Here is a 14,622-nt window from a genome sequence, read left to right on the forward strand (position 1 = left end):
GGCACTTTGTGTTTTGCTGAGAAGGTCTCAGGTACTCAAGAGAGCTTAGGAGCGAACCTCTGCAGGCTCAGTTTCTTTCTCAGAGACGGTTGCCATTTCAATAGCAGCGCCACCCTTTTCAGCAGCATCCCACACATCCTGATCCAGAATGCCCTCGCGCTTAGCAACGATCGCAGGAACCAGTGCCTGACCGGTGACGTTGGTTGCGGTACGTCCCATGTCGATGATTGGCTCGATAGCCAGCAGCAGACCAACACCAGCAAGTGGCAGACCCAAGGTGGATAGGGTCAGGGTCAGCATGACGGTTGCGCCAGTGGTGCCTGCAGTTGCAGCAGAGCCCAGGACAGAGACGATCATGATCAGTACGTAATCCATGATGCTCAAGTCAATGCCGTAGAACTGTGCCACGAAGATAGCGGCAACAGCTGGGTAGACAGCAGCGCAGCCGTCCATCTTGCTGGTCGCACCCAGTGGGATAGCAAAGGAAGCGTACGCAGATGGAACACCCAAGGACTGCTCAGTAACGCGCTGGGTAACTGGCATAACGCCCATGGAGGAACGGGTAACAAAGCCAAGGCTTGTGACAGGCCAAACGCGCTTGAAGAATCCAAGAACAGGAATTCCATTGAGCTTCAGCACGACTGGGTAGATAACGAACATGACGATTGCCAGACCAACGTAGATCGCAAGAACAAACTTGCCCAGGGATCCAAGTGCAGACCAACCGTAGGTAGCAACAGCATTACCGATCAGCGCAGCGGAACCAATTGGAGCCAGGCGAATAATCCACCACAACACGATCTGGATGATCTTGAGGAAGGACTCGGTGAACTTCAAGAAAGGCTCGGCGGACTTGCCAGCCTTCAGAGCTGCAACACCAATCGCAATGGAGATAACCAGGATCTGCAGCACGTTGAAGGACAGGTTCACACCAGAGTTCTCACTGTAAGAACCGGAAAGTCCCAGAATGTTTGATGGAATAACGGACTGGATAAAGCCCAGCCAGCTGCCCACGCGAGAAGGATCAGCAGCATTAGATGCGTCGACAGTGGATCCAACACCAGGCTGCATAATCAGCGCTACGGCGATACCCGCGAGCACAGAGAAGAATGCAGTAATGGCGAACCACACCAAGGTGGAAACAGCCAGGCGAGCAGCGTTAGCTACCTCGCGCAACTTTGCCACACTGGTAACCACTGCAGCGAACACCAGTGGTGGAACCATAACTTTAAGTAGAGAAACATAAGCAGAACCGACGCCGCTAAGAAGACCGGTAAGCCAGCTTGCTTCACCGTCTGCAGCGCCGCTGTCCATGCCTCGGGCGACAAGGCCGAGAATAAGACCAAGAATGAGGCCGGCGATAACCTGGGCACCAAAGCCAGTCATCCAGCCGGGAAGGCCGAAACGGCCCTTCTGTGCGGTGGCGTTAGCCATGGGTAGCACTCCTTGCGTTTAGCGGTTGAATTGAATTCATTAACTGTAACGCTGTAGACAGGAATTTATTGCATTAGTGTGACCAAATTAACCGAAGCTGTCTATAAAGATTAAACAGATCTGTCTATTTTTATACCATAACAGCAGGTCAGGGGAATTATGATCAAATAGACCCATAAGTCTAGTTTTCACCCCCGCAACCACGCGCTGACCGAAAACGAGAGAAAACTGTCACGCTCTTCAAAGATAAATATGCTATTGAAGCCCCTTAGAAAAATGCACAAAAAAATTGGGGCCCTCCAGAAATTCTGGAAAGCCCCAACTGATTCAACTGCCGCTAAAACTAGTCGGTAATCGCATCCAAAGGTGGTGTCCTAGATGCCTTGACTGCCGGCCACAGCGCGGCGATAACACCGACTACAGCGGAACCAACAAGCATCAGTCCGACCTGACCCCACGGGATACTAACCGCAGCGTCTAGTCCTTCGCCTGACATCACTGTCACAAAGGCCCAGCCCAGACCAAGACCAATCGCGATACCAATCACAGCACCGTAGATGGCGATCTGAACAGATTCTAAGGTGATCATGGTGCGGACCTGTCCGCGCTTCACGCCAACTGCGCGGAGCATACCGATCTCCTGGCGACGCTCGATCACATTCAGTGCCAGGGTGTTGATGATGCCGATGATGGCAACAATGACAGACAGAGCAAGCAGCGCGTACAGAATGTTCATCATGGTGTCGATCATCGCAACCGTTTCACCAGCGAACTCGGTTGCTGATTTCACAGAGATGACAATGTAATCAGCGACTGCGTCTTCCAAGTTGGTGCGCAGTTGTTCCTTATCAAAGCCTTCTTCGCCTACCACCAGCATCATCTGAGGAACAGCAGTGTCTGCCGCTGGTGTATCAGCCAAGGAACTTTCGGAGATGATCATATTTCCGATGGCGTCGTTTCCGGTGAAGGTACCGATCAACTCGATATCGCCGATGGTCTGCCCCATTGATTCAAGCTGCAGAGTATCGCCTACTGCCCAGCCGTTTTCATCAGCAAACGTCTGGTTAGTCACAACACCTGGGTTGCTCAAGTCGAGGGAGCCATCAATGCTTTCTGTGCTGATGACCTTGCTCAGGTCGCCGTCAGCGACAAAGGTTACAGACTGGCCCAGCTGGCTGTATGAAGCCTGACCGTTCACCGAGGCAGAGTTCATGGAAACGAGCACGACATCGGCAACGCCCTCAGCATCGCGAACATCATTGACAGATTCCTTCGGCATGGTGATGGAACCGTTGGTTGGTCCCTGCAGGATGTAATCTGCGGTGTACTGCTCCGCCATCATGTCGGAGACTGCGTCCTTCATGGTTGCAGAAAGCATGCCAATTGCAGTCACTAAGGCAATGCCCAACGTCAGTGCGAACGCTGTAGTTGCGGTACGGCGAGGGTTTCGCTTGGAGTTGGTCGCAGCAAGGCTTCCAACGCTGCCAAACGGTGCACCGATAACCTTGCCCAGGCCACCCACCACAGGCATGGAGAGCGCTGGTGAGAAGAGGAACGTACCCACGATGACAAACAGTGCACCAATGCCCACCAGGATGGAACGAGTAGCGGTGGAAGAATCAGTCATCATCGCACCGGCAATCGCAAAGATGATGCCGAGTGCTAGAACGATGCCACCGGTGATCGTGCGCCCCATCATGGAACGCATAGTGGTGGTTTCCATGTTGCGCATCGCTTCAACAGGCTTAACCTCACCTGCACGACGAGCCGGAGCCCACGCGCTCACAATGGTGACAACGGTGCCCAATACGAGCGCGGTAACCACTGCAGAAGGAGTCAAGCCAACGCTGGATCCCATCGGCATGCCCAGGTTATTGAGGACAGCTGAAATGATCGCTACGAGGCCCATACCACCCAGCACACCAAGAGCAGAGCCGAAGAGGCCAACGATGGTTGCTTCCAGCACCACAGAGCGAGTGATCTGTCCTGGCGCCGCACCCAGGGCTCGCAGGAGAGCGAACTCACGCATGCGCTGAGCCACAATCATGGAGAAGGTATTCGCGATGATGAAGGTACCAACCAGCAGTGCAATGAGACCGAAGGCAACGAGGAAGTACTGCACGAAGCTCAAGGCCTGCGTGATCATTCCTGTAGCCTGCTCGACTAGCGCTTCGCCGGTTTCTACATCAAAGTTCGATCCAAGTTCGGCAGCGAGGGCGTCGACAAGCTCTTGAGGCGTGGTGCCATCTGCAGCCGACAGCATGACGCTGGGGACGGTAGCCCCGTCGGTGTAACGCTCCAGGTAGCCAGCTTCCGACATCTGCAGGTTCAGCGCGGTGGCCGAATCCGTCTCAGTGGTGGTCAGGCCTGTGATGGTGACGTTGTAGCGGCCACTGGAGTCCACGACCAAGATCTGGTCCCCTACTCCCAGGCCATTCGCCTCAGCGCCCGCCTTCGAGGCAAGCACCTCTTCGGTGCCAGTCGGTGCCTCTCCCTCAGCCAATTCAGGTGCCTGGGCAACCGCGTCGTCCGCGCTGTAATAAATGCTTAACGACGATCCCCCAGTCGTTTGAATTGCCTTGGAATCAGCATCCGCCAGAACGACAGTCTGGGAACCGTTGATGTTGAGATGGTTGATGCGGGAATCCTCACGCAAAGATTCAACCGTCTCAACAGGAACACCCTGCACCTCTGATGCACCGTTTGGTGAAACCACCACATCCACGCCGTCAAAGCTGCTGGCAATAGCCTCATCAAAAGTGGAGGACAGCGCGTTGGTAAACATCATCGCGCCGGAAACAAAAGACGTGCCGAGCACCACTGCCAGAACTGTCAAAAACAGCCTGACCTTGTGCGCGCCAATATTGCGCAGACTGATTCTGCGCATTGTGGAACCGGAATTCATTAGGCAATATCCTCAATTCCGTTCATCGTGGCCAAGATTTCCTCGATGGTGGGATCAAACAACTGGTTCACGATACGACCGTCCGCCAAGAAAATGACACGATCTGCATAGGACGCCGCCTTGGCATCGTGGGTAACGATCACAACGGTCTGATCATCCTGATCAACTGCGGTGCGCAGGATATCCAGCACTTCCCTAGAAGAGTTCGAATCCAAGTTACCGGTTGGCTCGTCGCCGAAAATGATCTCCGGACGAGACACCAACGCACGAGCACACGCCACACGCTGCTGCTGACCACCAGAGAGCTCTGCAGGACGGTGCTTAAGGCGCTCAGTCAGACCCAGACGAGAGGTAATCTCATCGAACCACGACTGATCAATCTTGCGGCCCGCGATATCGGTAGGCAGCGTAATGTTCTCCGACGCCGTCAGAGTAGGAACCAAGTTGAACGACTGGAAAATGAATCCCAAACGATCACGACGCAAAGAGGTCATCTCTTTGTCCTTCAACCGCGACAGATCCGTATCACCAATGAATGCCGAACCACCAGTCGCAGCATCCAGACCAGCCATGCAGTGCATCAACGTGGACTTACCCGAGCCAGAAGGACCCATGATGGCAGTGAACTTGTTCTTCTCAAACTCCACGTTGACGTGATCCAACGCGGTGACAGTGGTATCACCCTGGCCATACGCCTTGTACAGGTTCACTGCGCGCGCAGCGGCTTCACCAGTCGAGTTATTGACAGGCTGGGAAGAGTCAATGTCAGTCTTCGGCGTAAAAGAAGAGTCCCAATTCTCCTTCGCAACATCGTCCGAATTGTTGGCAGGTGTGCTCGCGGCAGGGTTACTCATGAACTACGATGCTTTCCTTAAATTCAATCTTGAAAACGTCAGGCCATTTTAGAAAAACAGCCCAGGTACTCCTGCCAGGGTACCGGAGCCAAAGGACATACGAATCAGGGAAGACCCCCAATTAAAAATTTATTTGTCGACCACCATCGATAAGCCAAAACAGCTCTTCATGCTGGCAAAAAGTTTGTGCTTGTCGACGCTTGCCCCCAGGCGCAGGTGCCGCGTGCACAAGGGGCCCAAGACCCCCACAAACACAAAAAAGAGAGGGTGCGGTGAACACACAACCATGTGTATCCACCACACCCCCTCAAACACGAATAAACCCAGAAACACACAGTGTTTCTGGGCTTATCCATACTATTTTAAGTTTTTGGTCGGCGGTAACCTACTCTCCCACACCCTCCCGAGTGCAGTACCATCAGCGTAACCAGGCTTAGCTTCCGGGTTCGGAAAGGGACCGGGCGTTTCCCTGCTACTATCACCACCGACACAACCACACACCAAACCAACCAACAGGTTGGTTGTGTTGTGTCAGACACTGCATAATGGACGCGAACACTTTATGTGTTAATTTGTTTTCGTTACGTTGCGTTACACCAAACCGTAATGGTTTGTTGTTATCGGTAAATTAGTACCAGTCACCTCCACACCTCACAGTGCTTCCAGATCTGGCCTATCAACCCCATAATCTCTAGGGAACCTCAAAAGAAACCTCATCTCGAAACAGGCTTCCCGCTTAGATGCTTTCAGCGGTTATCCCTCCCGTACGTAGCCAACCAGCCCTGCTCCTGGCGGAACAACTGGCACACCAGAGGTACGTCCGTCCCGGTCCTCTCGTACTAGGGACAGCCTTCCTTCAAGTTTCAACGCGCGCGGCGGATAGAGACCGAACTGTCTCACGACGTTCTAAACCCAGCTCGCGTGCCGCTTTAATGGGCGAACAGCCCAACCCTTGGGACCTACTCCAGCCCCAGGATGCGACGAGCCGACATCGAGGTGCCAAACCATCCCGTCGATATGGACTCTTGGGGAAGATCAGCCTGTTATCCCCGGGGTACCTTTTATCCGTTGAGCGACACCACAACCACAAGTAGGTGCCGGATCACTAGTCCCGACTTTCGTCCCTGCTCCACCTGTCAGTGTCACAGTCAAGCTCCCTTGTGCACTTACACTCACCACCTGATTACCAACCAAGCTGAGGAAACCTTTGGGCGCCTCCGTTACATTTTAGGAGGCAACCGCCCCAGTTAAACTACCCACCAGGCACTGTCCCCAACCCAGATCATGGGCCAAGGTTAAGACATCCAATCCGATCAGAGTGGTATTTCACCAACGACTCACACACAACTAGCGTCATATGATCGAAGTCTCCCACCTATCCTACACAAACCGAATCAAACACCAATACCAAGCTATAGTGAAGGTCCCGGGGTCTTTTCGTCCTGCCGCGCGTAACGAGCATCTTTACTCGTACTGCAATTTCACCGGGCCTGTGGTTGAGACAGCAGGGAAGTCGTTACGCCATTCGTGCAGGTCGGAACTTACCCGACAAGGAATTTCGCTACCTTAGGATGGTTATAGTTACCACCGCCGTTTACTGGGGCTTAAATTCTCAGCTTCGAAAAAACAAGTTTTCCTAACCGGTCCTCTTAACCTTCCAGCACCGGGCAGGCGTCAGTCCGTATACATCAACTTAAACGTCTTCGCACGGACCTGTGTTTTTAGTAAACAGTCGCTTCCCTCTATTCTCTGCGACCACAACACGCTCCCAACGAAAAGTTGTTCACACGCCGTGGCCCCCCTTCTCCCGAAGTTACGGGGGCATTTTGCCGAGTTCCTTAACCACAGTTCACCCGAACGCCTTAGTATTCTCTACCTGACTACCTGTGTCGGTTTAGGGTACGGGCCGAATATCAACATCGCTAGAGGCTTTTCTCGACAGCACAGGATCACCCACTTCACCCTTTACGGGCTCCGCATCACGCCTCACACAAAAACAGTGCGGATTTACCAACACTGCGTGCCACACGCTTACACCACAATCCAATAAGTGGCTGAGCTACCTCCCTGCGTCACCCCATCACTTAGCTACTACCAGATCAGGTCCCACGCAACCACACACCACAAAAAAGCAAAGCCTTTTCGCGGGTGCTTATGGGTGGTTAGTATCACTGATTCACCATGGTCGCTCATACTCGGGTACGGGAATATCAACCCGTTATCCATCGACTACGCCTGTCGGCCTCGCCTTAGGCCCCGACTCACCCTGGGAAGATTAACTTGACCCAGGAACCCTTAGTCATCCGGCGGATACGTTTCTCACGCATCATTCGTTACTCATGCCTGCATTCTCACTCGCACACACTCCACCCAAGGTCACCCCAAAGCTTCAACGCATGCACGACGCTCCCCTACCCAACAATCCTATAAAGATCATTGCCGCGGCTTCGGCGGTGTACTTAAGCCCCACTACATTGTCGGCGCGGAATCACTCGACCAGTGAGCTATTACGCACTCTTTCAAGGATGGCTGCTTCTAAGCCAACCTCCTGGCTGTCTTCGCGACCCCACCTCCTTTTCCACTTAGCACACCCTTAGGGGCCTTAGCCGGCGATCTGGGCTGTTTCCCTCTCGACTACGAAGCTTATCCCCCGCAGTCTCACTGCCGTGCTCTAACTTACCGGCATTCGGAGTTTGGCTGATGTCGCTAAGATGTTGGTCCCGCTAAACCATCCAGTAGCTCTACCTCCGGCAAGAAACACACGACGCTGCACCTAAATGCATTTCGGGGAGAACCAGCTATCACGGAGTTTGATTGGCCTTTCACCCCTACCCACAACTCATCCCCTCAGTTTTCAACCTAAGTGGGTTCGCGCCTCCACAACCTCTTACAGCTGCTTCACACTGGCCATGGGTAGATCACTCCGCTTCGGGTCCAAGACATGCCACTAAAATCACCCTCGTTAGGATTCGGTTTCCCTACGGCTACCCCACACGGGTTAACCTCGCGACATGCCGCTGACTCGCAGGCTCATTCTTCAAAAGGCACGCCATCACACCACAAAGGATGCTCTGACGGATTGACAGCACACGGTTTCAGGTACTATTTCACTCCCCTCCCGGGGTACTTTTCACCATTCCCTCACGGTACTAATCCGCTATCGGTCATATCAAGTATTCAGGCTTACCGGGTGGTCCCGGCTAATTCACAGCAGATTCCACGAGCCCGCTGCTACTCGGGGTATCAACAACCACACACACCACCATGATCTTCGTGTACAGGACTCTCACCTTCTACGGCAGGTGTTTCCACACCACTTCCACTAACCACGCAGCACATGCCCACATCCGGCAGAATATGAACGTCATTGCCCCACAACCACCTACATGCAACCCCTGCCGGGTATCACACACATAAGTTTTAGCCATCATCCACGTTCGCTCGCCACTACTAACGGAATCACAATTGTTTTCTTCTCCTACGGGTACTGAGATGTTTCACTTCCCCGTGTAAACCTCCACACCAGCTATACATTCACTGGCAGGTAACCACACATCACTGCGGCTGGGTTTCCCCATTCGGACATCCTCGGATCAACGCTTAGTTGGCAACTCCCCGAGGCATAACGCAGCCTCTCACGTCCTTCATCGGCTTGATATGCCAAGGCATCCACCGTGTGCCCTACAAAACAACAAACAAAATACTATAACCCACACACAAAGTGCGGGCGCGTTCGGTATCACACAACAAAAAACAAAAAAATAAAGATGCTCGCGTCCACTATACAGTTCTCACACAACACACCACCCCCACCACAACCAAAGAACACAACATTCTCTACCCGTGTTGACGATGCTCGATGTTAGAAACAACCCACACACACCACCAAAAGGTGATGCTTGCGATGTCATTCCAGACACCCAACAGCATGCCACCTATTAATCACAGCACTGTTTGCTGTGTTGTTGTCACCCGAGGGGTCATCTCCACCCGATTAAAAATATGTTGATGGCAACCACATACGGGTTCCAACACCAACAACCCACCAACCAGACACAGTCTGATGTGGGTTAATAAAGCTCCTTAGAAAGGAGGTGATCCAGCCGCACCTTCCGGTACGGCTACCTTGTTACGACTTCGTCCCAATCGCCGATCCCACCTTCGACAGCTCCCCCCTAAAAGGTTGGGCCACTGGCTTCGGGTGTTACCAACTTTCATGACGTGACGGGCGGTGTGTACAAGGCCCGGGAACGTATTCACCGCAGCGTTGCTGATCTGCGATTACTAGCGACTCCGACTTCATGGGGTCGAGTTGCAGACCCCAATCCGAACTGAGGCCGGCTTTAAGAGATTAGCTCCACCTCACGGTGTGGCAACTCGCTGTACCGACCATTGTAGCATGTGTGAAGCCCTGGACATAAGGGGCATGATGATTTGACGTCATCCCCACCTTCCTCCGAGTTAACCCCGGCAGTCTCTCATGAGTACCCACCATAATGTGCTGGCAACATAAGACAAGGGTTGCGCTCGTTGCGGGACTTAACCCAACATCTCACGACACGAGCTGACGACAACCATGCACCACCTGTGAACCGACCACAAGGGAAAACGTATCTCTACGCCGATCCGGTCCATGTCAAGCCCAGGTAAGGTTCTTCGCGTTGCATCGAATTAATCCACATGCTCCGCCGCTTGTGCGGGCCCCCGTCAATTCCTTTGAGTTTTAGCCTTGCGGCCGTACTCCCCAGGCGGGGCGCTTAATGCGTTAGCTGCGGCACAGAAGTCGTGGAAGACCCCTACACCTAGCGCCCACCGTTTACGGCATGGACTACCAGGGTATCTAATCCTGTTCGCTACCCATGCTTTCGCTCCTCAGCGTCAGTTACTGCCCAGAGACCTGCCTTCGCCATTGGTGTTCCTCCTGATATCTGCGCATTTCACCGCTACACCAGGAATTCCAGTCTCCCCTACAGCACTCAAGTTATGCCCGTATCGCCTGCACGCCCGAAGTTAAGCCCCGGGATTTCACAGACGACGCGACAAACCACCTACGAGCTCTTTACGCCCAGTAATTCCGGACAACGCTCGCACCCTACGTATTACCGCGGCTGCTGGCACGTAGTTAGCCGGTGCTTCTTCTCCAGGTACCGTCACCATAAGGCTTCGTCCCTAGCGAAAGGAGTTTACAACCCGAAGGCCTTCATCCCCCACGCGGCGTCGCTGCATCAGGCTTGCGCCCATTGTGCAATATTCCCCACTGCTGCCTCCCGTAGGAGTCTGGGCCGTGTCTCAGTCCCAATGTGGCCGTACACCCTCTCAGGCCGGCTACCCGTCGACGCCTTGGTAGGCCATTACCCCACCAACAAGCTGATAGGCCGCAGGCTCATCCCACACCGCACAAGGCTTTCCACACCACCCCTACGGTGGTGTGAATATTCGGTATTAGACCCAGTTTCCCAGGCTTATCCCAAAGTGTAGGGCAGATCACCCACGTGTTACTCACCCGTTCGCCACTCATCCACCAAAGCAAGCTCCGGTTTCAGCGTTCGACTTGCATGTGTTAAGCACGCCGCCAGCGTTCGTCCTGAGCCAGGATCAAACTCTCCACAAAAAACAATAAATAGATTGTTTAGGCCGTGAAAAGCCCAACACCTGACAAAAACAACAACACCCCCACCAACCACACACAAAGGTGACAGTTGGAGAATGGGGTGTTACTGGCATTATCAAAAAATAATGATTCTAAAAAAACACCACAACCCACATAAGGATCATCGTGTCTTCAACGTGGGCCTAGTCCCTTGACGGGGAACAAGCAGACCCACAAAATCATGCCAACAATAAGATTATTGTTTACAGTGATGGATAATTTGGCGATCCACCACCCGGCATGACCCACCACACATCACCCAAGGTGATCTGTGGTAGTGACAAAAATAATAAATGGCACACTATTGAGTTCTCAAACAACATACGCACACCATAAGAGCATCAACATTGTTTGTGTTGGTGTCTTGTTGGCAGCTTGTTCAACGTTACTTCATCTTGTTTACTTTCACCAAATCGGTGTTTGTTGACTTCGATGAAGTGTTGTTGGTTTGTCGAGCGTTTGTTTTCCTAGATCCGCCTCACTGTCCACATAATCTCTTATGTGTTGGGGCGTTGTTGGTCGCGCTGACTGGAATTAATTTACACACCCGCCCAACAGTCCGCAACTGCCCAGGTCAAGCGCTCTTCTTACCGGGCCACGCCCGGCAAGAATGCGTGGTGAGGACGTGGGGCGGCGTCGATAAGCGGAAATCTTGAAATATTTAGGTGTGATCTTTTGGGGGGAGGTATTTAATGATCCTACCAATCCTTTAGTTTCGTCTGTAGAGCGATGTGTGACGCAAGTTTTAAGACTCTAAACCCACGTCACAAGAAATGAGGGGTGCTTTGTTTACTATCACTGGTTTTGCAGATGAGATCGCACATGATCTCGACGAACAGATTTCCTTACTTAATAAACTGAAGAACAGCTCGCGGAAGCTAAAGCCAAATTGGATGCCGCAGGAATTTCACTTTCAGCCGTTGGATCCGACTTCGGCAAGATCAACATCACCGATCCTTTTGAAGATCACTTGGAGCGCGCACGCCACGGTGTTGAGGTCGCTAAGCTCTTCGGCGCGAAATACATCCGCATGTTCTCCTTCTTTATTGCAGAAGGCGACAACCCTGAAAGCTTCCGCAAAGAAGTACTCTCCCGCACCCACGCAATGGTCGAACTCGCAGAAGCCGGCGGCATCACCCTCCTCCACGAAAATGAAAAGGGAATCTATGGCGACTCCCCGCAGCGCGTGAAGGATTTAATCACCAGCATCGACTCCCCTAACTACCGCGCAATCTACGACGCAGCTAACTACGTGCAAACCGGATTCAAGCCTTTTGATGAGGCATGGCCGATCGTTAAGGACTACGTCGACTACGTCCACATCAAGGACGCGACCATTCCAGATGCAGAGCACCCCATCGGAATCATCAAGCCAGCAGGACAAGGCGACGGCCAATACCCAGAGCTCCTTGCCGCGCTAAACGCCGACGGTTACAACGGATTCGTCTCCATCGAGCCTCACCTGGGTGACTTCGATGAATTCGGCGGACTCTGCGGACCTGACCTGTGGACCAGCGCATGCGACGCTCTCGCAGGAATCCTGAACAACATCAACGCCGAGTACAACTAAGGACAACTGATAATGACAAATGCTGCAATTGTCGGATGAGGAGACGTCGCAACCGTTCATACAGAAGCGCTGGAAGCTTTGGCTTCCGATCTTGGTATTAAGTTCGTCGCAGTGGTGGATAAAGATCTAGAGACTGCTGAGAAATTTGCGACGGGACTTGGAGCTGCTGGCGATTCTTCAGAAAGCAGCGTCAAGGCCCACGGCAGCCTGCCGGCTTTGTTCTCCAAAAAGAAGATCGATGTTCTACACATCACCACCCCCCACGACCAACACATTGGTTTGGCTCTCGAAGCGCTACACCACGGTGTAAATGTCATCCTGGAAAAGCCGTTGGCTAATGAGTTGGACCAGGCGCAGCGTCTCATCGACTACTTGGATGAAAACCCCGATGGTCCAAAGATTGCAGTGTGCTATCAGAACCGTTACAACGTTTCCTCCCAGGAACTGCGTCGTCTGCTCGATTCAGGTGACCTCGGTGCCATCAATGGTGCATATTCCTCTGTGGTGTGGACCCGCACCCCAGGCTACTACACCCAGAAACCTTGGCGTGGCCAGCAAGCACACTCCGGTGGTGGCCTGCTGATGAACCAAGCAATTCACACCCTGGATCTGCTGCAGTGGTTCCTTGGAAAGGCAACAGAAGTCAAGGGCACTGTCTCCACCGATAAGTATGCCGATGTCATCGATGTTGAAGACACCGCACACGCATACATCGGTCACGAGTCCGGAGTCCACACCAGTGAAGTGAGTTGAACCATGCTATTGGTGATACATATTACCAATATGCGCTTCTTGTAATCCAGCACACATTTAAAAAGGGGGTACCGACAGAACCTCCCTTCAAACTCCGCAAAGAAGGTCGTATCAAAGTTTCTAAATGTGGTTACCAAAGCCGAGCACGTCACCAGCGAAAATATAAGTAACTCAACTCTCAGATTTAGACAATTCAAAGCGTTGCAAAGTAATTCACACTTAAATACGGGGTAGAGAACTCATCAATCCACGCCGCAAATCTGCCCTAAAAAAGTGGTTAGCAAGACAGCTGTTTATCAATTTTTGAGGCGAAATCTAGCCCTTCAAGGAGATGCGTAAAACGACAAACCACCAGCGCATAGAGGTAAATCATCGTTCAGGTACCTTCAAAACCTCAGTTATGCAATCGTTCTTAATCAATAATGAATGAACTTTGAAGTGAAAGAATCTCACGTCTGATCTCCCCCTGTTAAACACCAGACGAGCTTCCGCTCTGCACAAGCCGCTAGAAGCCCCGCATAGCCCTAATGTAGAGCTCATGCCCATTTGGAATCACAACACCGCATATCGGCCATGGCTGGTGTCAAAGCTCAAAGGCTCAAGATCGCTTCTCGACGTCGGCTCCGGCGATCACTCCTTCGCCGACCTGGCCGGCCGCCAGGTCGCGCATGTCGATGTCGTGGATCCTCTTATTAATACAACCTTTGAAGAATTCCAGCCGACCCAAAGCTACGATGCCATCACGTTCATCGCGTCCCTCCATCACATGAACGCGGAAGAAGGACTTAACAAAGCAGTCCGAATCCTCAATCCTGGCGGCAAGCTCCTCATCGTAGGCCTCGCCAAAAACAAAACCGCCTCCGACTGGATCATCTCCGGACTACAAGCTTTTCTCTCCCGACCAATCAGCCTCATCAATAGGGAACAACAAATCTACCCCTTCCCTACCAAAGAACCCTCAGAGAGTCTCCACGAAATACGACAACTCACCAAGCAGCTCCTCCCTCACCGCCGTATTCGCCGTGGAATCCACTTCCGATACCTCCTCGAGTGGACAAAGCCTTAAACAGCCCTATAAACCAAAAAAGGGAGTGATGAGGACACACAACCATGTATCCTCACCACTCCCACAACACTTTGTGCTTGTCGACGCTTACCCCCAGGGATCGGTGCCGCGTGCACAGGGGTCTAGAAAGCACAAAAGAGAAGAAGCACGAAACAAACACTGTCTGTTTCATGCTTCTTCTCATATATTGTTAAGTTTTTGGTCGGCGGTAACCTACTCTCCCACACCCTCCCGAGTGCAGTACCATCAGCGTAACCAGGCTTAGCTTCCGGGTTCGGAAAGGGACCGGGCGTTTCCCTGCTACTATCACCACCGACACAACCACACACCAAACCAACCAACAGGTTGGTTGTGTTGTGTCAGACACTGCATAATGGACGCGAACACTTT

5 protein-coding genes, 4 rRNA genes and 1 pseudogene are annotated in these 14,622 nt (G+C 52.6%); 3 read left to right on the top strand and 7 right to left on the bottom strand.

Going from position 1 to position 14,622, the window contains the following annotated elements:
• Positions 1 to 45: 45 nt before the first annotated feature.
• The 6 genes from CGL_RS12685 to CGL_RS12710 form a co-directional block, all read right to left on the bottom strand.
• Complete coding sequence (locus CGL_RS12685; RefSeq protein ID WP_011015206.1) at positions 46 to 1,434, bottom strand: dicarboxylate/amino acid:cation symporter; 1,389 nt, start codon at positions 1,432 to 1,434, stop codon at positions 46 to 48.
• 343 nt (positions 1,435 to 1,777) lie between these two features.
• A complete protein-coding gene (locus CGL_RS12690; protein ID WP_011265965.1) occupies positions 1,778 to 4,339 on the bottom strand; it encodes an ABC transporter permease in 2,562 nt (853 codons plus the stop codon).
• The gene (locus CGL_RS12695) at positions 4,339 to 5,193 is read right to left on the bottom strand and encodes an ABC transporter ATP-binding protein (RefSeq protein ID WP_003860245.1); all 855 of its coding nucleotides are present in this window, start codon (positions 5,191 to 5,193) and stop codon (positions 4,339 to 4,341) included. The genes CGL_RS12690 and CGL_RS12695 overlap by 1 nt, the downstream gene beginning before the upstream one ends.
• Positions 5,194 to 5,565: 372 nt before the next feature.
• A 5S ribosomal RNA gene (gene rrf, locus CGL_RS12700) occupies positions 5,566 to 5,682 on the bottom strand.
• Positions 5,683 to 5,801: 119 nt separating this feature from the next.
• Positions 5,802 to 8,889, bottom strand: a 23S ribosomal RNA gene (locus CGL_RS12705).
• Positions 8,890 to 9,280: 391 nt separating this feature from the next.
• Positions 9,281 to 10,804: ribosomal RNA gene (locus CGL_RS12710) — 16S ribosomal RNA — on the bottom strand.
• Together the 16S, 23S and 5S rRNA genes form the textbook arrangement of a ribosomal RNA operon.
• Positions 10,805 to 11,732: 928 nt before the next feature.
• Between CGL_RS12710 and CGL_RS12715 the strand changes: the two genes are divergently transcribed.
• The 3 genes and pseudogenes from CGL_RS12715 to CGL_RS12725 all read left to right on the top strand — a co-directional run bounded on the left by CGL_RS12715 (position 11,733) and on the right by CGL_RS12725 (position 14,232).
• The gene (locus CGL_RS12715; RefSeq protein WP_011015208.1) at positions 11,733 to 12,413 is read left to right on the top strand and encodes a sugar phosphate isomerase/epimerase family protein; all 681 of its coding nucleotides are present in this window, start codon (positions 11,733 to 11,735) and stop codon (positions 12,411 to 12,413) included.
• Between the two features lie 69 nt (positions 12,414 to 12,482).
• A pseudogene (locus CGL_RS12720) lies at positions 12,483 to 13,154 on the top strand (Gfo/Idh/MocA family protein); the annotation flags it as partial.
• Between the two features lie 550 nt (positions 13,155 to 13,704).
• Positions 13,705 to 14,232 (top strand): class I SAM-dependent methyltransferase, encoded by a 528-nt coding sequence (locus CGL_RS12725; protein ID WP_011015210.1) that lies wholly within the window; start codon positions 13,705 to 13,707, stop codon positions 14,230 to 14,232.
• A 200-nt stretch (positions 14,233 to 14,432) separates the two neighbouring features.
• Here the strand turns inward: CGL_RS12725 and rrf (CGL_RS12730) are convergent.
• Positions 14,433 to 14,549 (bottom strand): 5S ribosomal RNA (gene rrf, locus CGL_RS12730).
• Positions 14,550 to 14,622 lie beyond the last annotated feature (73 nt).

The organism is Corynebacterium glutamicum ATCC 13032, from assembly GCF_000011325.1.
Taxonomy (GTDB): Bacteria; Actinomycetota; Actinomycetes; order Mycobacteriales; family Mycobacteriaceae; genus Corynebacterium; species Corynebacterium glutamicum.